Origin of the sequence: Bacillus jepli, assembly GCF_047238305.1 — a bacterium.
In the GTDB taxonomy this organism is placed as follows: domain Bacteria; phylum Bacillota; class Bacilli; order Bacillales; family Bacillaceae_L; genus Ferdinandcohnia.
Genome location: NZ_JBDFMO010000001.1, coordinates 620,501 through 640,411, shown reverse-complemented (window position 1 = coordinate 640,411; position 19,911 = coordinate 620,501). Strand labels below are relative to the sequence as shown.

General features: G+C 42.8%; 14 protein-coding genes, 3 rRNA genes and 3 riboswitches. Of the genes, 16 read left to right on the top strand and 1 reads right to left on the bottom strand.

Annotated features, from left to right (window positions below; translation table 11 throughout):
- The first annotated feature begins 13 nt into the window (after positions 1–13).
- Positions 14–115, top strand: a riboswitch (purine riboswitch).
- A gap of 115 nt (positions 116–230) precedes the next feature.
- The 6 genes from guaA (at position 231) to ABC371_RS03105 (ending at position 9,975) form a co-directional block, all read left to right on the top strand.
- The gene (guaA, locus tag ABC371_RS03130; protein ID WP_412899259.1) at positions 231–1,751 is read left to right on the top strand and encodes a glutamine-hydrolyzing GMP synthase; all 1,521 of its coding nucleotides are present in this window, start codon (positions 231–233) and stop codon (positions 1,749–1,751) included.
- A gap of 87 nt (positions 1,752–1,838) precedes the next feature.
- A riboswitch (purine riboswitch) is annotated at positions 1,839–1,941 on the top strand.
- A gap of 148 nt (positions 1,942–2,089) precedes the next feature.
- Positions 2,090–3,412, top strand: a complete 1,323-nt coding sequence (locus ABC371_RS03125; protein ID WP_412895538.1) for an NCS2 family permease — start codon at positions 2,090–2,092, stop codon at positions 3,410–3,412.
- Positions 3,413–3,767: 355 nt separating this feature from the next.
- Positions 3,768–5,317: ribosomal RNA gene (locus ABC371_RS03120) — 16S ribosomal RNA — on the top strand.
- Between the two features lie 276 nt (positions 5,318–5,593).
- Positions 5,594–8,524: ribosomal RNA gene (locus ABC371_RS03115) — 23S ribosomal RNA — on the top strand.
- Between the two features lie 55 nt (positions 8,525–8,579).
- Positions 8,580–8,695: ribosomal RNA gene (gene rrf / locus ABC371_RS03110) — 5S ribosomal RNA — on the top strand.
- Together the 16S, 23S and 5S rRNA genes form the textbook arrangement of a ribosomal RNA operon.
- A 965-nt stretch (positions 8,696–9,660) precedes the next feature.
- Positions 9,661–9,975: a DUF3784 domain-containing protein gene (locus ABC371_RS03105; RefSeq protein WP_412895537.1), complete on the top strand. Its 315-nt coding sequence runs from the start codon at positions 9,661–9,663 to the stop codon at positions 9,973–9,975.
- 43 nt (positions 9,976–10,018) lie between these two features.
- On the opposite strand, the gene ABC371_RS03100 is transcribed toward ABC371_RS03105, so the two are convergent.
- A complete protein-coding gene (locus ABC371_RS03100; RefSeq protein WP_412895536.1) occupies positions 10,019–10,456 on the bottom strand; it encodes an Hsp20/alpha crystallin family protein in 438 nt (145 codons plus the stop codon).
- 181 nt (positions 10,457–10,637) lie between these two features.
- Between ABC371_RS03100 and ABC371_RS03095 the strand changes: the two genes are divergently transcribed.
- From ABC371_RS03095 to purF, 10 genes are all read left to right on the top strand, one after another.
- Positions 10,638–11,180, top strand: a complete 543-nt coding sequence (locus tag ABC371_RS03095; protein WP_412895535.1) for a DUF2179 domain-containing protein — start codon at positions 10,638–10,640, stop codon at positions 11,178–11,180.
- Positions 11,177–11,374, top strand: coding sequence for an NETI motif-containing protein (locus ABC371_RS03090; RefSeq protein WP_412895534.1), 198 nt, complete (start codon positions 11,177–11,179; stop codon positions 11,372–11,374). Before ABC371_RS03095 ends, ABC371_RS03090 begins: the two co-directional genes overlap by 4 nt.
- A gap of 74 nt (positions 11,375–11,448) precedes the next feature.
- A riboswitch (purine riboswitch) is annotated at positions 11,449–11,550 on the top strand.
- Positions 11,551–11,644: 94 nt separating this feature from the next.
- Entirely contained in the window at positions 11,645–12,133 is a 489-nt protein-coding gene (purE, locus tag ABC371_RS03085; RefSeq protein ID WP_412895533.1) for a 5-(carboxyamino)imidazole ribonucleotide mutase, read from the top strand.
- Positions 12,126–13,274, top strand: coding sequence for a 5-(carboxyamino)imidazole ribonucleotide synthase (gene purK, locus ABC371_RS03080; RefSeq protein WP_412895532.1), 1,149 nt, complete (start codon positions 12,126–12,128; stop codon positions 13,272–13,274). Before purE ends, purK begins: the two co-directional genes overlap by 8 nt.
- A 12-nt stretch (positions 13,275–13,286) precedes the next feature.
- The gene (purB, locus tag ABC371_RS03075) at positions 13,287–14,579 is read left to right on the top strand and encodes an adenylosuccinate lyase (RefSeq protein WP_412895531.1); all 1,293 of its coding nucleotides are present in this window, start codon (positions 13,287–13,289) and stop codon (positions 14,577–14,579) included.
- A gap of 45 nt (positions 14,580–14,624) precedes the next feature.
- The gene (gene purC / locus ABC371_RS03070; protein WP_412895530.1) at positions 14,625–15,347 is read left to right on the top strand and encodes a phosphoribosylaminoimidazolesuccinocarboxamide synthase; all 723 of its coding nucleotides are present in this window, start codon (positions 14,625–14,627) and stop codon (positions 15,345–15,347) included.
- Complete coding sequence (gene purS, locus ABC371_RS03065) at positions 15,347–15,601, top strand: phosphoribosylformylglycinamidine synthase subunit PurS (protein WP_412899258.1); 255 nt, start codon at positions 15,347–15,349, stop codon at positions 15,599–15,601. The genes purC and purS overlap by 1 nt, the downstream gene beginning before the upstream one ends.
- A complete protein-coding gene (purQ, locus tag ABC371_RS03060) occupies positions 15,598–16,287 on the top strand; it encodes a phosphoribosylformylglycinamidine synthase subunit PurQ (protein ID WP_412895529.1) in 690 nt (229 codons plus the stop codon). The genes purS and purQ overlap by 4 nt, the downstream gene beginning before the upstream one ends.
- Positions 16,271–18,499, top strand: coding sequence for a phosphoribosylformylglycinamidine synthase subunit PurL (gene purL, locus ABC371_RS03055; RefSeq protein WP_412895528.1), 2,229 nt, complete (start codon positions 16,271–16,273; stop codon positions 18,497–18,499). The genes purQ and purL overlap by 17 nt, the downstream gene beginning before the upstream one ends.
- Positions 18,475–19,893, top strand: a complete 1,419-nt coding sequence (gene purF, locus ABC371_RS03050; RefSeq protein ID WP_412895527.1) for an amidophosphoribosyltransferase — start codon at positions 18,475–18,477, stop codon at positions 19,891–19,893. The genes purL and purF overlap by 25 nt, the downstream gene beginning before the upstream one ends.
- Positions 19,894–19,911: the final 18 nt, after the last annotated feature.

Below are 19,911 nucleotides of genomic sequence, written 5' to 3'. Positions count from 1 at the left end.
GATAAAATTATCACAAATTCAATAGAAATACCTTCGTATATCCTCGATAATATGGTTCGAAAGTTTCTACCAGACCACCGTAAATGGTTTGACTATGAAGGCAGCTATTCTATTTGTGTACGTGAACTAGAATTCTGCCTTTTAATAGGTAGGATTCTATTTTTTTGCATAATATCAGATGGATATATTACAAAATATAACGAGGTGATTTTGTGAATAACGTTCAAGAAATGGTCGTTGTTTTAGATTTCGGAAGCCAATACAATCAATTAATCACAAGAAGAATCCGTGAGTTTGGTGTCTATAGTGAGCTTCACCCACATACGTTGACAGTTGAAGAAATCAAGGCGATGCAGCCAAAGGGAATCATTTTATCTGGTGGTCCAAATAGTGTCTATGATGAAAACTCATTTAGATGTGATGAGAGAATTTTCGATTTAGGCGTGCCTGTATTAGGTATTTGCTACGGAATGCAGCTTATGACACAACACTTTGGTGGCCGAGTAGAAAAGGCTCATAATCGTGAGTACGGAAAAGCAACCATTAATGTTCAAAACGAATCTGCTCTTTTTTCAGATATCCCTAATGAACAAGTGGTGTGGATGAGCCATGGCGATTTAGTTGTTGAAACACCAGACGGCTTCACTGTCGATGCGGTAAGCCCATCTTGTCCAATTTCAGCTATGAGTGATGCTGAGCGCAACTTATATGGGGTTCAATTCCATCCAGAGGTTCGTCATTCTGTCTATGGAAATGACCTTCTGAAAAACTTTGTATTCGGAGTTTGCGGATGTTCAGAAAGCTGGTCCATGGAAAACTTCATTGAAATTGAAATGGAAAAAATTCGTCAAACCGTTGGTGATAAAAAAGTTCTTTGCGCACTTAGCGGGGGTGTAGATTCTTCCGTTGTCGCTGTATTAATTCATAAAGCAATCGGTGATCAATTAACATGTATGTTCGTTGACCACGGTCTTCTTCGTAAGGGAGAAGCTGAAAGTGTGATGAAGACGTTTAGCGAAGGTTTCCATATGAATGTAATTAAAATCGATGCGAAGGACCGTTTCTTATCTAAGCTAAAAGGCGTAAGTGATCCAGAGCAAAAACGTAAAATCATTGGTAATGAGTTTATCTATGTGTTTGATGATGAAGCTGCCAAGCTAGAAGGTATTGATTATCTTGCACAAGGAACTCTTTATACAGATATTATTGAAAGTGGAACAGCAACGGCACAAACCATCAAATCACATCACAATGTTGGTGGACTTCCAGAAGATATGCAGTTTCAATTAATTGAACCACTTAATGCCTTATTTAAGGATGAGGTTCGCGCATTAGGTACGGAGTTAGGTATTCCAGATGAAATCGTTTGGCGTCAACCATTCCCAGGACCTGGGCTAGGAATTCGCGTGTTAGGTGAGATAACAGAGGATAAACTTGAGATTGTTCGTGAATCAGATTACATCTTACGAGAAGAAATTAGAAAAGCAGGTCTTGAGCGCGAAATTTGGCAATACTTTACCGTCCTTCCAGATATCCGAAGTGTTGGAGTAATGGGAGATGCAAGAACATATGATTACACAATTGGTATCCGTGCTGTTACTTCAATTGATGGAATGACATCAGACTGGGCTCGTATCCCTTGGGAAGTTCTAGAAGTCATTTCAACAAGAATAGTGAATGAAGTTAGTCACGTAAACAGAGTTGTGTATGATATTACAAGTAAACCGCCAGCAACAATTGAGTGGGAATAATTTACGAACAATATAAAATAAAAATGAAATAATGTTCGTTTATTTTATTGACTCTCTAGGTACATTGTCATATAATAAAATCGAAATAAAGATTTTGTTGAAATACGTCGTATAATCTTGGGGATATGGCCCAAAAGTTTCTACCAGGCTACCGTAAATTAGCTTGACTACGAGGTATAACAGATAATGAAGAGAGTCAATTAACTATGATTCTTCTTTTCTATCGTTATCCTTAACGTCAAGCGCTTCAGAGCATTCTCTGGAGCGCTTTTGTGCGCTTATTCTATAAGTTACTCAATTCTTTTACGACAATACCGATCAAAGGGAGAGGGAATCATATGAAAAAGTATTTTCAATTCGATGAGCTTGGAACTTCTTATAGACGAGAAATTATAGGCGGAATCACAACGTTCTTATCGATGGCTTATATTTTATTTGTTAACCCATCAATTTTATCATTAAGCGATGTAACAGATTTTCCTGATGCATTAAGAATGGATGCAAACGCAGTATTCGTTGCGACAGCTCTTGCGGCAGCACTCGGTACAATGATCATGGGTGTCGTTGCGAAATACCCTGTAGCCTTAGCTCCAGGTATGGGGCTTAATGCATTCTTTGCTTACTCTGTTGTACTAGGAATGGGAATTTCGTGGCAAACTGCGTTATCAGGCGTTTTAATGTCAGGTATCGTATTAGTTCTCCTAACATTAACTCGTATTCGTGAAAAAATTATCGACGCCATCCCACAAAACTTAAAATTAGCAGTTGGTGCAGGGATTGGATTGTTTATTACATTTATTGGTCTTAAAAATGCAAACATTGTAATTGCTGATCCTGCTACTTTAGTAGCATTAGGTGACTTATCAAATGGAAACACATTATTAGCTGTTTTTGGTGTTGTTATTACCGTCATTTTAATGGTTCGAAAAATTAATGGTGCAGTATTTATCGGTATGGTTATTACAGCGATTGCTGGGATGCTTTTCAATTTAATTGATGCTCCAGACAAAGTTGTGAGCTCAGTACCAAGCTTAGCACCAACATTCGGAGTGGCATTTTCGCACTTCGGAGAAATCTTCAATATGGATATGTTGGTTGTTATCCTTACATTTATGTTTGTAGACTTCTTTGATACAGCAGGAACATTAGTTGGGGTAGCAAACCAAGCGGGAATTATGAAAAATAATAAACTTCCACGTGCAGGAAGAGCCTTGGTTTCAGATTCAACTGGTACAGTAATCGGAGCCATCTTAGGAACATCTTCAACTACATCTTATGTTGAATCAACAGCAGGTGTTGCTGCAGGTGCAAGATCAGGATTTGCTTCAGTTGTAACAGCAGTATTATTCTTATTAGCTCTATTCTTCTCTCCGCTTTTAGGAGTGGTAACACCAGCCGTTACTTCACCAGCATTAATCATCGTTGGTGTTCTAATGGTTGCAAGTTTAGGTGATATTGAATGGAAGAAATTCGAGATTGCGGTTCCGGCGTTCTTAACAATCGTGACAATGCCATTAACATCTAGTATTGCAACAGGTATTGCGATTGGCTTCATCTTTTATCCAATAACAATGATGGTAAAAGGAAAAGCGAAAGAAATTCACCCAATCATGTACGCTTTATTCTTCATCTTTATTTTATATTTCATTTTCTTAGTTTAAAAAAACCAGGGACACTAGATTTAAAATCTGGTGTCCTTTTTTTATTTGGATCAAACTTTGACCGTGTTATCTTACGATATTTGTCGGGTTGTGGGAGAGTGCAGTGGAATTGGTCGAAAATCCCAGAATAATTTAGGTTGACGGTGAAAACTAAACTTGGTATATTAATTAAGTCGCTGCTACAGCGCCTTGAAAAATAATTCACCATTTAAAAGGTGTTGACATAGACTTTTAAAGATGTTATATTATAAAAGTCGCTGATGAACAGCGGGTCAAAAAGTTCTTTGAAAACTGAACACAATACAAGCGTCAACGTTAATTCTAAGTAACAAAACTTATTGAGCAATCAATACTCTTATTGGAGAGTTTGATCCTGGCTCAGGATGAACGCTGGCGGCGTGCCTAATACATGCAAGTCGAGCGAACCTGAGGGAGCTTGCTCCCAAAGGTTAGCGGCGGACGGGTGAGTAACACGTGGGCAACCTGCCTGTAAGACTGGGATAACTTCGGGAAACCGGAGCTAATACCGGATAACATATGAGACCACATGGTCTCGTATTAAAAGATGGCTTCTCGCTATCACTTACAGATGGGCCCGCGGCGCATTAGCTAGTTGGTGAGGTAACGGCTCACCAAGGCAACGATGCGTAGCCGACCTGAGAGGGTGATCGGCCACACTGGGACTGAGACACGGCCCAGACTCCTACGGGAGGCAGCAGTAGGGAATCTTCCGCAATGGACGAAAGTCTGACGGAGCAACGCCGCGTGAGCGAAGAAGGTCTTCGGATCGTAAAGCTCTGTTGTTAGGGAAGAACAAGTATCGTTCGAATAGAGCGGTACCTTGACGGTACCTAACCAGAAAGCCACGGCTAACTACGTGCCAGCAGCCGCGGTAATACGTAGGTGGCAAGCGTTATCCGGAATTATTGGGCGTAAAGCGCGCGCAGGCGGTCCTTTAAGTCTGATGTGAAAGCCCACGGCTCAACCGTGGAGGGTCATTGGAAACTGGGGGACTTGAGTGCAGAAGAGGAGAGCGGAATTCCACGTGTAGCGGTGAAATGCGTAGAGATGTGGAGGAACACCAGTGGCGAAGGCGGCTCTCTGGTCTGTAACTGACGCTGAGGCGCGAAAGCGTGGGGAGCGAACAGGATTAGATACCCTGGTAGTCCACGCCGTAAACGATGAGTGCTAAGTGTTAGAGGGTTTCCGCCCTTTAGTGCTGCAGCAAACGCATTAAGCACTCCGCCTGGGGAGTACGGTCGCAAGACTGAAACTCAAAGGAATTGACGGGGGCCCGCACAAGCGGTGGAGCATGTGGTTTAATTCGAAGCAACGCGAAGAACCTTACCAGGTCTTGACATCCTCTGACACTCCTAGAGATAGGATTTTCCCTTCGGGGACAGAGTGACAGGTGGTGCATGGTTGTCGTCAGCTCGTGTCGTGAGATGTTGGGTTAAGTCCCGCAACGAGCGCAACCCTTGATCTTAGTTGCCAGCATTTAGTTGGGCACTCTAAGGTGACTGCCGGTGACAAACCGGAGGAAGGTGGGGATGACGTCAAATCATCATGCCCCTTATGACCTGGGCTACACACGTGCTACAATGGATGGTACAAAGGGCAGCAAAACCGCGAGGTTAAGCCAATCCCATAAAACCATTCTCAGTTCGGATTGCAGGCTGCAACTCGCCTGCATGAAGCCGGAATCGCTAGTAATCGCGGATCAGCATGCCGCGGTGAATACGTTCCCGGGCCTTGTACACACCGCCCGTCACACCACGAGAGTTTGTAACACCCGAAGTCGGTGGGGTAACCGTAAGGAGCCAGCCGCCTAAGGTGGGACAGATGATTGGGGTGAAGTCGTAACAAGGTAGCCGTATCGGAAGGTGCGGCTGGATCACCTCCTTTCTAAGGAAACTGAAGTTCTACGAACTTCATAAAAAGACGCTTTGTATTGTGGTCAGTTTTGAGAGTGCTTTTGTGCTTTCAAATTCGTTCTTTGAAAACTAGATAACGTAACAAAACATTCATTGAAGTAGTAAAAGTTCTTTAAAACTTAAAGGTGAATGAGAAGCGAGAAGGTCGAGGAACCGATTGAGGAATCACCGGAGCGTACTTTAACGTACGTGAGGATGATGACGACAAGCGGTGACGAAGAGATTCGAAGCTTATCAAAGCCGAATAGGTTAAGTTATGAAGGGCGCACGGTGGATGCCTTGGCACTAGGAGCCGATGAAGGACGGTACTAACACCGATATGCTTCGGGGAGCTGTAAGTAAGCATTGATCCGAAGATTTCCGAATGGGGAAACCCACTGCTCGTAATGGGGCAGTATCCTTACCTGAATTCATAGGGTAAGCGAAGGTAGACCCGGGGAACTGAAACATCTTAGTACCCGGAGGAAGAGAAAGCAAATGCGATTTCCTGAGTAGCGGCGAGCGAAACGGAAGATAGCCCAAACCAAGAGGCTTGCCTCTTGGGGTTGTAGGACACTCTATACGGAGTTACAAAAGAGCGAAGTAGACGAAGCGACCTGGAAAGGTCCGTCAGAGAAGGTAACAACCCTGTAGTTGAAACTTCGTTCTCTCTTGAGTGGATCCTGAGTACGGCGGGACACGTGAAATCCCGTCGGAAGCTGGGAGGACCATCTCCCAAGGCTAAATACTCCCTAGTGACCGATAGTGAACCAGTACCGTGAGGGAAAGGTGAAAAGCACCCCGGGAGGGGAGTGAAAGAGAACCTGAAACCGTGTGCCTACAAGTAGTCAAAGCACATTTATGTGTGATGGCGTGCCTTTTGTAGAATGAACCGGCGAGTTACGATCCCGTGCAAGGTTAAGTTGAAGAGACGGAGCCGCAGCGAAAGCGAGTCTGAATAGGGCGATATAGTACGTGGTCGTAGACCCGAAACCAGGTGATCTACCCATGTCCAGGGTGAAGTTCAGGTAACACTGAATGGAGGCCCGAACCCACGCACGTTGAAAAGTGCGGGGATGAGGTGTGGGTAGCGGAGAAATTCCAATCGAACTTGGAGATAGCTGGTTCTCTCCGAAATAGCTTTAGGGCTAGCCTCGAGTTAGAGTCTTGGAGGTAGAGCACTGATTGGACTAGGGGCCCTCATCGGGTTACCGAATTCAGTCAAACTCCGAATGCCAAAGACTTGATTCTCGGGAGTCAGACTGCGAGTGATAAGATCCGTAGTCAAGAGGGAAACAGCCCAGACCACCAGCTAAGGTCCCAAAGTATACGTTAAGTGGAAAAGGATGTGGAGTTGCTTAGACAACCAGGATGTTGGCTTAGAAGCAGCCACCATTTAAAGAGTGCGTAATAGCTCACTGGTCGAGTGACTCTGCGCCGAAAATGTACCGGGGCTAAACGTATCACCGAAGCTGTGGATTGTTCTTACGAACAATGGTAGGAGAGCGTTCTAAGTGCAGCGAAGTCAGACCGAGAGGACTGGTGGAGCGCTTAGAAGTGAGAATGCCGGTATGAGTAGCGAAAGAGGGGTGAGAATCCCCTCCACCGAATGCCTAAGGTTTCCTGAGGAAGGCTCGTCCGCTCAGGGTTAGTCGGGACCTAAGCCGAGGCTGAAAAGCGTAGGCGATGGACAACAGGTTGAAATTCCTGTACCACCTCATTACCGTTTGAGCAATGGAGGGACGCAGGAGGATAGGGTAAGCGCGCTGTTGGATATGCGCGTCCAAGCAGTTAGACTGGTAAGTAGGCAAATCCGCTTACCGTAAGGTTGAGCTGTGATGGCGAGGGAAATAAAGTACCGAAGTTCCTGATTCCACACTGCCAAGAAAAGCTTCTAGCGAGGTAGAAGGTGCCCGTACCGCAAACCGACACAGGTAGGCGAGGAGAGAATCCTAAGGTGATCGAGAGAACTCTCGTTAAGGAACTCGGCAAAATGACCCCGTAACTTCGGGAGAAGGGGTGCTTTTTAGGGTGAATAGCCCTGAAAAGCCGCAGTGAATAGGCCCAGGCGACTGTTTAGCAAAAACACAGGTCTCTGCGAAGCCGCAAGGCGAAGTATAGGGGCTGACACCTGCCCGGTGCTGGAAGGTTAAGAGGAGGGGTTAGCGTAAGCGAAGCTCTGAATCGAAGCCCCAGTAAACGGCGGCCGTAACTATAACGGTCCTAAGGTAGCGAAATTCCTTGTCAGGTAAGTTCTGACCCGCACGAAAGGTGTAACGATCTGGGCACTGTCTCAACGAGAGACTCGGTGAAATTATAGTACCTGTGAAGATGCAGGTTACCCGCGACAGGACGGAAAGACCCCGTGGAGCTTTACTGCAACCTGATATTGAATTTTGGTACAGCTTGTACAGGATAGGTAGGAGCCTTGGAAGCCGGAGCGCCAGCTTCGGTGGAGGCGTCGGTGGGATACTACCCTGGCTGTATTGAAATTCTAACCCGAAGGCCTTATCGGCCTTGGAGACAGTGTCAGGTGGGCAGTTTGACTGGGGCGGTCGCCTCCTAAAGAGTAACGGAGGCGCCCAAAGGTTCCCTCAGAATGGTTGGAAATCATTCGTAGAGTGTAAAGGCACAAGGGAGCTTGACTGCGAGACCTACAAGTCGAGCAGGGACGAAAGTCGGGCTTAGTGATCCGGTGGTTCCGCATGGAAGGGCCATCGCTCAACGGATAAAAGCTACCCCGGGGATAACAGGCTTATCTCCCCCAAGAGTCCACATCGACGGGGAGGTTTGGCACCTCGATGTCGGCTCATCGCATCCTGGGGCTGTAGTCGGTCCCAAGGGTTGGGCTGTTCGCCCATTAAAGCGGTACGCGAGCTGGGTTCAGAACGTCGTGAGACAGTTCGGTCCCTATCCGTCGTGGGCGTAGGAAATTTGAGAGGAGCTGTCCTTAGTACGAGAGGACCGGGATGGACACACCGCTGGTGTACCAGTTGTCCTGCCAAGGGCATAGCTGGGTAGCTATGTGTGGAAGGGATAAGTGCTGAAAGCATCTAAGCATGAAGCCCCCCTCAAGATGAGATTTCCCATAGTGTTAAACTAGTAAGATCCCTCGAAGATGACGAGGTTGATAGGTCAGAGGTGGAAGCATGGTGACATGTGCAGCTGACTGATACTAATCGATCGAGGACTTAACCAAAATGATGAATGTAGGAGCGTTATCTAGTTTTGAGGGAATGAATCCTTCAACATAGTCTAGTGGCGATAGCGAAGAGGTCACACCCGTTCCCATACCGAACACGGAAGTTAAGCTCTTCAGCGCCGATGGTAGTTGGGACTTTGTCCCTGTGAGAGTAGGACGTCGCTAGGCACACTAAAGATCAGCCGATATGGTTGGTCTTTTTTTGTGTTGTTTTTTTGAGTGGAATTGTTGGGAAATTGTGGTTTACAGAACGTAGCTGTTTGATGTTGTTTTATGGGAAATAGTAATGGAAAGTTAGGAATCGTTCCCGTTTTGAGATTGATTTCAAGTGAATGGTAACGAAAAGGAAGTAATCGTGTCACTTGTGGGAATGTGATGAAGGAAAGGGTAACGGAAAGTGCTGATTCGTTCCCGATTCATGTGTTAGATGAAGGAATAGGTAACGCAAGCTCATACACTGCTTGTTAAGATTGTCATTTTTAATAACTGCATAATGATGACCAAGCGAACGACATAAAGAGGTTCTTAATTGTAAAAGATTAGGAAACACTAATCCAGCAAACATCGCTACCGGTATATCACCCACCCGCAAAACGATAACTGGTATACCTCAAACAGTATTACCGGTATATCACCCACCCGCAAAACGATAAATGGTATACAGCAAACCCCATTAGCGGTATACCACCCACCGCAAACCGATAACTGGTATACCACAAACAGCATTACCGATATATCACCCACTTGCTAAACGATAACTGGTATACCGCAAACAGTATTACCGGTATATCACCCACCCGCAAAACGATAACTGGTATACCGCAAACACCATCAGCGGTATATCACCCACCCGAAAACCAATAACTGGTATACCGCAAACAGCATTACCGGTATACCACCCACCCGCAAAACAATAAATGGTATACCACAAACCCCATCACGGGTATACCACTCGCCCACAAAACAATAACTGATATACCGCAAACCCCATAATGTGTACATTCTCCACTCAAAAAGGAAGTCACTCTCACCCCCGGTTTTATATAATCCTCAAAACATTATTATTGAAACCAAGCCATCATCCATTTCGTATAAATACATATAGAATAGACAATTAGGAAGAGGGTGTTCTCATGCTAGCTGGATTTATTATATGTTTTCTTGTTGGCCTCTTTTGTATTTTTATGGGGTATTTGATTTGGAAGAAGAAGCAGCTATCGCTTATTGCAGGTTATAATGAAGAAACATACAAAGGGGATAAGGAGAAGCTAGCAAAAGTGGTTGGCTTATTTACGATCTTCGTTGGACTGCTTACTATATTATTGCCATTTGGACTTGAGTTTGTTAGTGAGCTCTTTGGATTGCTGTTTGGTGCCGTCATTACGATTGGTTCGATTGCTCTTATTATATATGTAAACAAATTAAATAAGCCAACTGATCCGAAATAAAAATCCCCCACTATGATGTGAGGGATTTTCCCATTCCATTCATTCATTTATTATCTCGATCGACAACCTCGATTTTCTTTCTGGAGTCGTCTGGTATTTGTTTGTGGAGATGAACGAATAGAAGTCCTCTCTTGTAGGTTGCTTTAATCCGGTCTTCTTTTACAGTGTAGGGGAGCTGAATTTCGCGTTCGAAATTTCCTTGAAAAATGCCTTCTTGCAGGATATCAAAACCATTAAAGTTCAAATTGATTTTTCCTTTTACTTCTAGGGTTTGATGTTTGACATAAATATCAACATCCTCCACTTTTGCGAGCCCTGGTAGGCTCAATACGACTAGAAGTTCATTTTCACCTTGATAAATGTTTAGCTGAGAATGGGCGTTATCGAAAAATGGGGCGAATCCGCTCCAGAATTCATCACCAAAAAAATGGTCCCATTGCTTACGCCATTCATTCATATTTTTAAATTGGTCCATTTTCATAGGCGGTCCCTCCTTAAATTTTCGTCATTTACGTACCATAGAATATGGGAAAAAGGGTTGGTATGTGCCTATAAATAAATTCATGATATTATGTTTAGGGAGTTTCCTTAAGGGGAAATGTTTAGTACAATGAATACTTTGGTAAGCTAAGTGAAGGAAGAATTCCTAAGGGGGAGTTAAATTGTTACAGAATGCGTACGTCATGGTCCTTATTATTTTAGTCATTAATATTGTATATGTTTCCTTTTTTACAATGCGGATGATCCTGACAATGAAGGGGCAGCGTTATTTGGCTGCGTTAATCAGTACAGTTGAAGTAGTTATTTATGTCATTGGACTTGGTTTGGTACTTGATAATTTAGATCAGATTCAAAACTTAATTGCATATGCAGTTGGATATGGACTTGGCGTAATTGTTGGAATGAAGATTGAAGAAAAGCTTGCGCTTGGGTATATAACAGTAAATGTGATTACAAAAGAATATGAATTAGATTTACCTAAACTTTTGCGTGATGAGGGGTATGGAGTTACGACCTGGAAGTCCCAAGGAAGGGAAGGCGATCGATTGTCGATGACGATTTTAACCCCACGCAGATATGAGATGAAATTATATAAAACCATTACAGATGTGGATCCGAAGGCATTTGTCGTTGCCTATGAACCAAAGTCCATTCACGGCGGATTTTGGGTCAAGGCTGTAAGGAGAGGGAAGCTTGAATCATGAGTAAACCAAAGAAGCAAAAATTTGAGGTCATGGAAAATGAGACAATTGACCAATGCCTTGACCGAATGCTGGCTGAAGGGTATTTTCCTGTTAGAAGAATGGAGGAACCTGTGTTTCAGGAGGTTAAGCGTAATGGGGAGATTGTCGTTGAACCATGCGGAAGAAAGATTGTTTTTGAAGGAAAATTGCAGTAAAACACGAACGTTTAAAATAACGACCGGATAAAATGTTCGATATTAATTGACAACCCAATAAAACTGTTGTTAAGATTAGGTTAGATAAAATACCTCATATAATCTTGGGAATATGGCCCATAAGTTTCTACCCGATAACCGTAAATTATTGGACTATGAGGGAAAAGTATAATCATACCTATTCTTGACATGGAATGCCCAGGTAGGATTGCTTTCCCCTTTTCGGAAATCAGTCCTATCTGGGCATTTTTCTATTTAAAGGAGGATCTTATGAATCCAGTAGTTGGAGTAATAATGGGAAGTACTTCAGATTGGGAAACAATGAAGGTAGCTTGCAATGTACTTGATGAGATCGGAATTCCTTATGAAAAAAAGGTCGTATCTGCTCATCGAACACCAGATTTAATGTTTGAATATGCGGAAACAGCGAAGGAACGAGGTATTAAGGTTATTATTGCAGGAGCAGGTGGTGCGGCGCATTTACCAGGAATGGTTGCGGCGAAAACAACTTTACCTGTTATCGGAGTTCCCGTTCAATCAAGGGCATTAAATGGACTCGATTCTCTTTTATCCATTGTACAAATGCCTGCTGGAGTGCCGGTTGCAACAGTTGCAATTGGTAAAGCAGGTGCAACGAATGCGGGATTATTGGCGGCTTCCATTCTTGGAACATCCAATCCAGAATGGGATCAAAAGCTGGTTGAAATAAGAGAAACTAGAAAGATTCAAGTACTAGAAAGTAGTGATGAACTTGAATAATCGAATTTTACCAGGGCAAACTATAGGAATTATTGGTGGAGGACAGCTAGGCAGGATGATGGCCATTTCGGCTAAGGAAATGGGATTCTTCGTTGCCGTCCTAGACCCAACACCAAATTCACCATGTGGGCAGGTAGCAGATATTGAAATTACCGCCAATTACGATGACCTTGAAGCAATTAAACAGTTAGCAAGTGTGAGTGATGTAATCACTTATGAATTTGAAAATATAGATTATGAGGCTTTAACATGGCTTGAAGAAAATGCGAATTTACCTCAGGGCAGTCATTTATTAAAAATCACACAGGATCGTGGTACAGAAAAGAGTGCGATCCAGGAGATTGGGTTGCGTGTGGCTCCGTTTCTTCTGATTGAAAATGAAGAGCAATTAGCTGAGGCTGTTGAGACAATCGGTGTTCCATCCGTTTTAAAAACATGTCGTGGTGGCTATGACGGAAAAGGTCAGTTTGTTTTGAAAAAGAGAGCGGATGTCAAAGAGGCAGCAAACCTTCTTGTGTCTGGAATGTGCATTTTAGAAGCATGGGTACCCTTCGAAAAAGAAATATCCGTAATCGTTACAAGAAACTTGGCAGGAGAGGCTAAAACGTTTCCAGTTGCAGAGAATATTCATGTTGATAATATCCTGCATCAATCCATTGTTCCTGCAAGAATCTCAGAAAAAACAGTAGCCAAAGCAAAAGAAATGGCGCTGAAACTCGCTGAAGAATTTCATTTGATAGGAACATTAGCGGTTGAAATGTTTGTGACAGAGGACGGAGAAATCTATATCAATGAATTGGCGCCACGTCCTCATAATTCTGGTCATTATACCATCGATGCTTGTGAGACGTCACAATTTGAGCAGCATGTTCGTTCGGTTTGCAATTGGCCGCTAGGAGAAACAACCCTCTTACGCCCGGTTGTCATGACCAATATTTTAGGTGAGCATCTACATCCTTTACTTGAAAAAGTATCCCTTTTATCTAATGTGAAGGTTCACTTATATGGAAAGAAAGTAGCAAAAGTGAAGAGAAAGATGGGGCATGTTACCGTCTTAGGTAATACAACGGAAGAGGCTTTAGAAAAGTCGAACTCCTTGCAAATTTGGAGCGGTTCACAATTTACCCGTGTTTTAAGATGAGGAGGATACTACATGATTGGTCGTTACACTCGTGAGGAAATGGGGTCCATTTGGACGGAAGAAAATCGGTTTCGTGCTTGGCTTGAGGTTGAAATTTTAGCTTGTGAGGCTTGGGCAGAGTTGGGTGAGATTCCGAAAGAAGATGTTGCCCTTATCCGAAAAAATGCATCCTTTGATGTCGAAAGAATTAAAGAAATTGAAGAGGATACAAGACATGATGTCGTGGCGTTTACACGTGCCGTTTCGGAAACGTTAGGTGATGAAAGAAAATGGGTCCATTACGGATTGACGTCTACAGATGTTGTTGACACTGCCTTATCTTATGTTCTTAAACAAGCAAATGATATTTTACTAAAGGATATTGAAAACTTTATCACTATTTTAGCTGAAAAAGCGAAGGAACATAAATACACGGTCATGATGGGACGTACCCATGGTGTTCATGCCGAGCCTACGACATTTGGCTTGAAACTTGCTTTGTGGCATGAAGAAATGAAGCGAAATCTAGAGCGTTTCAAGCTAGCAGCTGATGGCGTTCAGTTCGGAAAAATTTCAGGCGCAGTTGGTACGTATGCGAATATCGACCCGTTTGTAGAAAAGTATGTTTGTGAAAAGCTTGGCATTTCACCTGCACCGATATCTACACAGACCTTACAACGAGATCGTCATGCTGCGTATATGTCGACATTGGCGCTAATTGCTACTTCGATTGAAAAATTTGCAGTTGAAATTCGTGGCTTGCAAAAGAGTGAAACAAGAGAAGTGGAAGAGTTTTTCGCAAAGGGTCAAAAAGGTTCATCTGCAATGCCACATAAACGAAACCCGATTGGTTCAGAGAATATGACAGGAATGGCTCGTGTGATTCGTGGGTATATGATGACAGCCTATGAAAATGTTCCACTCTGGCATGAGCGTGATATTTCACATTCCTCAGCCGAGCGTATCATTTTACCGGATGCGACGATTGCATTGAATTATATGTTAAACCGTTTTGGAAACATTGTGGGAAATTTAACGGTATTTCCAGAGAACATGAAACGCAATATGGACCGTACACTTGGTTTGATCTATTCACAACGTGTTCTTTTGGCGTTAATTGACTCAGGTTTAACAAGAGAAGAGGCATATGATACGGTTCAGCCAAAAGCAATGGAAGCTTGGGAAAAACAAGTTCCGTTCCGTGAGTTAATTGAGGCAGAAGAAAAGATTACAAGCCGATTAACACCAGCCCAAATTGATAACTGTTTTGATTATAACTACCACCTTAAGCATGTAGATATGATTTTTGAACGCTTAGGTTTATAAACCGTGCCAGTCACTAATCTGAATTTTGAGGGGGAGGAGTCCAAAATGGACCTAAAAAAGCTTAGTTTGCTATATGAAGGAAAGGCTAAGAAACTTTATCAAACTGCTGAAGAATCTATCGTATTAGTGGAATACAAGGATGAAGCCACAGCTTTTAATGGGGAAAAGAAAGCACAAATCGTTGGTAAGGGCCACCTAAATAACGAGATTACAAGCATGCTATTTTCAAAGCTTCATATTGCGGGAATCAGAACACACTTTATCGGAAAACTTTCGCAAAATGAACAACTCGTTAAACGTGTTTCGATTATTCCACTGGAGGTAGTCGTTCGAAATGTGGTTGCGGGAAGTTTTTCAAAGCGAGTGGGTATTGAAGAAGGAACAAACTTAAAGAAACCAATTGTTGAATTTTATTATAAAAATGACGACCTCGGTGATCCACTTGTGAATGAGGATCACATTGATGTCCTAGAACTTGCAACAAAGGAGCAAGTACAGGAACTTAAAGAACAGGCACTTAAAATTAATGACGTATTACGTACCTTCTTTTTAGAACTTCAAATCAGATTAGTAGATTTTAAACTTGAATTCGGTGTAACGAAGGACGGAGAGATACTATTAGCAGATGAAATTTCACCTGATACTTGCCGTTTTTGGGATCTTGAAACGAATGAAAAATTTGATAAGGATGTATTCCGAAGAGACCTTGGTAATTTAACGGATGCTTATACTGAAATTTTAAACCGACTAGGGGGACGAATTGCATGATGTACAAAGTAAAGGTTTATGTGACATTACGAGAAAGTGTTTTAGATCCACAAGGAACGGCTGTTAAGGGGTCCTTGCACCAATTAAATTATAAAGAAGTTCAGGATGTTCGGATTGGAAAATATATGGAGTTAACGATTGATAAATCAGTTGTGGACCTTGACCAAACAGTAAAAGAAATTTGTGAAAAGCTATTAGCAAACACGGTAATTGAGGACTACCGTTATGAGGTTGAGGAGGTTGTCACACAGTGAAATTTGCCGTAATCGTGTTTCCGGGCTCTAACTGCGATGTTGATATGTTTCATGCGATAAAGGATGTGCTTGGGGAAGAAGTTGAGTATGTATGGCATAGTGCCACGAGTCTTGAAGAGTATGACGGCATTTTGCTTCCAGGTGGCTTCTCTTATGGAGATTACCTGCGTACTGGGGCACTTGCTCGTTTTTCAAATGTGATGGATGAAGTCGTAAAAGCAGCGAAGGCAGGTAAGCCAGTTCTTGGTGTTTGCAACGGATTCCAAATTTTATTGGAAGCAGGCCTTTTACCGGGTGCGATGCGCCGTAATGAAAAGTTAAAGTTTATGTGCCGTCCGGTTGAACTACGCGTTGAAAATAATAAATCGATGTTTACTTCTGAATACGAAGCGGGTGAGGTTATTACGGTTCCCATTGCCCATGGTGAAGGAAACTATTATTGCGATGAACAAACACTTGCTAGATTACGTGCGAACAATCAAATTGCGTTCACGTATCACGGGTCAAATCCAAATGGGAGTATTGCAGATATCGCAGGTATTACAAATGAACGAGGTAATGTACTCGGAATGATGCCTCACCCAGAGAGAGCGGTTGAGGATTTATTAGGTAGTGCAGATGGAATTAAGCTATTTCAATCAATTGTGAAAAATTGGAGGTTAGCAGCACATGTCGTTACTTCTTGAACCAAGTCCGGAGCAAATTAAAGAAGAAAAAATATATAGTGAAATGGGTTTAAGTGATTCAGAATTTGAGTTAGTCGAAAAGATTTTAGGAAGACTTCCAAACTATACAGAGACTGGGTTGTTCTCGGTTATGTGGTCTGAGCATTGTAGCTATAAAAACTCAAAGCCTGTGCTACGAAAGTTTCCAGTAACTGGTGAGCGCGTTCTTCAAGGACCTGGTGAAGGTGCCGGAATCGTTGATATTGGTGATAACCAAGCGGTTGTTTTTAAAATTGAAAGTCATAACCACCCATCAGCGGTTGAACCTTATCAAGGGGCCGCAACAGGTGTGGGCGGAATTATCCGTGACGTATTTTCAATGGGAGCAAGACCGATTGCACTATTAAACTCACTTCGTTTTGGTGAGTTAACCTCACCAAGAGTGAAATACTTGTTTGAAGAAGTAGTGGCCGGAATCGCTGGTTATGGAAATTGTATTGGAATTCCTACAGTTGGTGGGGAAGTTCAATTTGACTCTTCATATGAAGGAAATCCACTTGTAAACGCAATGTGTGTTGGATTAATCAACCACGAAGATATTCAAAAAGGCCAGGCAAAAGGTGTTGGCAATACAGTCATGTATATCGGCGCGAAAACTGGCCGTGACGGAATCCATGGTGCAACTTTTGCTTCTGAGGAACTTACAGAGAATTCAGATGCAAAGCGCCCAGCAGTACAGGTTGGAGATCCTTTTATGGAAAAATTATTGCTTGAAGCTAGTTTAGAGATTGTAAAATCAGATGCATTAGTCGGTATTCAAGACATGGGTGCAGCAGGTTTAACGAGCTCATCAGCGGAAATGGCAAGTAAAGCTGGCTCAGGAATTGAAATGAATCTTGACCTTGTCCCACAACGTGAAACAGGAATGACTGGGTATGAAATGATGCTTTCTGAATCACAAGAGCGGATGTTAATTGTTGTTGAAAAAGGCAGAGAGCAAGAAATTCAAGATATCGTCAAAAAATATGACCTTGAAGCTGTCGCAATCGGAAAGGTAACAGACGACAAACAATTTCGCCTCGTACACAAAGGCGAAATTATCGCAGACGTACCAGTTGATGCATTAGCAGAAGATGCGCCTGTCTATTATAAGCCTTCTAGTGAACCTGCTTCCTATCGTGAATTTAAGGAAATGAAGGTGGAAGCTCCAAAGCTTGAAGATATAGGCCAAACACTTTTAGACTTACTTGCACAGCCTACAATCGCAAGCAAGGAATGGGTTTATGACCAATACGACTACATGGTGCGTACAAATACAGTGGTTGCTCCAGGTTCAGATGCTGCTGTTGTAAGAATCCGTGATACCAAGAAAGCACTGGCGATGACAACAGATTGTAACTCTAGATATCTCTATTTAGATCCTGAAGTTGGTGGCCAAATTGCAGTAAGTGAAGCAGCTAGGAACATTGTTTGCTCCGGTGCCGCACCACTAGCAATTACAGATAACTTGAACTTTGGAAATCCAGAGAACCCAGAAATATTTTGGCAGATTGAAAAAGCAGCAGATGGAATTAGTGAGGCTTGCCGAGTGCTGAATACACCAGTGATTGGTGGAAACGTGTCACTCTACAATGAAACGAACGGGAAAGCTATATATCCAACACCAGTGATTGGTATGGTTGGTTTGATTGATGATGTTTCCCATATTACGACTCAGGAATTTAAAGAAGCAGGCGATCTTGTTTATGTCATCGGTGAGGCGAAAGAAGAATTCGCGGGAAGTGAACTTCAAAAATTAATCCATGGAGAAATTTTTGGTCAGGTTCCTGAACTAGATTTAGAGATTGAAAAAAGAAGACAAAAACAACTACTAACTGCAATTCGCGCAGGTGTAATTGCTTCAGCGCATGATGTAGCAGAGGGTGGCTTTGCTGTTGCATTAGCGGAAAAGTCATTCGGTGCAAAAGGCTTAGGTGTGAAGGTACAAATCAAAGGCGATGCGGTAACAGAATTATTTAGTGAAACACAGTCTCGTTTTATCGTGTCTGTAAAAAAAGAAAACAAAGAAAAATTCGAACAGCTAGTAAAGGCAAGTCTTGTTGGAGAAGTAACAGCTGATGGAACGTTTATCATTGAAGATCAAACTGGTAAAAAAATTATGAATCTACCAGTTGATGAATTAAAACGGACTTGGAAAGGAGCTATCCCATGCTTGCTGAACTCAAAGGCCTAAACGAGGAATGTGGTGTATTTGGGATCTGGGGACATCCAGACGCAGCCCAAATTACGTACTATGGATTACACAGCTTACAGCATCGTGGTCAAGAGGGGGCCGGGATTGTTGTTAGCAATGGTGAAAAGCTTCGTATTGTAAAAGGGGAAGGCCTTGTGAACGAAGTTTTTGGCAATGGCGGGCTTGAACAACTACAAGGAAAAGCTGCGATTGGGCATGTTCGTTATGCAACAGCAGGGGGCGGGGGCATTCAAAATGTTCAGCCCCTCCTCTTTAATTCTCAAGTCGGTGGGCTTGCAATTGCCCATAATGGAAATCTTGTAAATGCCAATGACTTAAAACATCAGCTAGAAAACCAAGGGAGTATTTTTCAAACAACCTCCGATACAGAGGTTCTCGCTCATTTAACGAGAAAAAGCGGTTATACCAAAATCAAAGATCGAGTTAAAAATGCATTAACGATGTTAAAAGGGGCCTATGCGTTTTTGGTTATGACTGAAAAGAAAATGATAGTTGCCCTTGATCCAAATGGCCTTCGTCCGTTATCACTTGGTAGAATTGGCGATGCTTGGGTAGTAGCTTCAGAAACTTGTGCATTTGACATTGTGGGAGCAAAATTCGAAAGAGACGTTGAGCCAGGCGAACTAATCGTTATTAACGATGAAGGCATTCATTCTGAGCGTTTTTCATTAGTGACCAATCGTGCGATGTGCAGCATGGAATATATTTATTTTTCTCGACCTGATAGCAATATTAATGGGATCAATGTTCATACCGCTCGTAAAAATTTAGGGAAACAGCTTGCCATTGAAGCTCCGATTGAAGCCGATGTTATAACTGGAGTACCTGATTCTAGTATTTCAGCTGCGATCGGATATGCAGAGCAGTCAGGAATTCCGTATGAACTGGGTCTAATTAAAAATCGATATGTGGGTAGAACGTTTATTAAGCCTTCCCAATCACTACGTGAACAAGGGGTAAAAATGAAACTCTCGGCTGTTCGAGGTGTTGTTGAAGGAAAACGTGTAGTCATGGTTGATGATTCAATTGTACGTGGGACTACAAGTCGACGAATTGTTACCATGCTTCGTGAAGCGGGTGCAACTGAAGTGCATGTTTGCATTAGTTCACCGCCAATGAAGAATCCGTGTTTCTACGGAATTGATACCTCAACACATGAGGAGTTAATTGCTTCTTCACATTCAGTTGAAGAAATTCGTGAACTGATTGGAGCAGATACATTAACGTTTCTAAGTCCGGAAGGGTTAGTAAAAGCAATTGGCAGACCGTTTGAAGGCGAAACGCGTGGACAATGTATGGCGTGTTTTACAGGGAAATACCCAACGGAAATCTTCCCAGATACGGTATTACCACATGAAAAAGTTTTCAGCTAACAGAAGGTAGAGGTGTTC

Excerpts from the sequence above, each read along its gene's own strand:
- purB (WP_412895531.1), top strand. The coding sequence starts at position 13,287 with ATGATTGGTCGTTACACTCGTGAGGAAATGGGGTCCATTTGGACGGAA.
- purS (WP_412899258.1), top strand. The coding sequence starts at position 15,347 with ATGTACAAAGTAAAGGTTTATGTGACATTACGAGAAAGTGTTTTAGAT.
- ABC371_RS03090 (WP_412895534.1), top strand. The coding sequence starts at position 11,177 with ATGAGTAAACCAAAGAAGCAAAAATTTGAGGTCATGGAAAATGAGACA.
- ABC371_RS03105 (WP_412895537.1), top strand. The coding sequence starts at position 9,661 with ATGCTAGCTGGATTTATTATATGTTTTCTTGTTGGCCTCTTTTGTATT.
- purC (WP_412895530.1), top strand. The coding sequence starts at position 14,625 with ATGGACCTAAAAAAGCTTAGTTTGCTATATGAAGGAAAGGCTAAGAAA.
- ABC371_RS03100 (WP_412895536.1), bottom strand. The coding sequence starts at position 10,456 with ATGAAAATGGACCAATTTAAAAATATGAATGAATGGCGTAAGCAATGG.
- guaA (WP_412899259.1), top strand. The coding sequence starts at position 231 with ATGGTCGTTGTTTTAGATTTCGGAAGCCAATACAATCAATTAATCACA.
- purL (WP_412895528.1), top strand. The coding sequence starts at position 16,271 with ATGTCGTTACTTCTTGAACCAAGTCCGGAGCAAATTAAAGAAGAAAAA.
- purF (WP_412895527.1), top strand. The coding sequence starts at position 18,475 with ATGCTTGCTGAACTCAAAGGCCTAAACGAGGAATGTGGTGTATTTGGG.
- ABC371_RS03125 (WP_412895538.1), top strand. The coding sequence starts at position 2,090 with ATGAAAAAGTATTTTCAATTCGATGAGCTTGGAACTTCTTATAGACGA.
- purE (WP_412895533.1), top strand. The coding sequence starts at position 11,645 with ATGAATCCAGTAGTTGGAGTAATAATGGGAAGTACTTCAGATTGGGAA.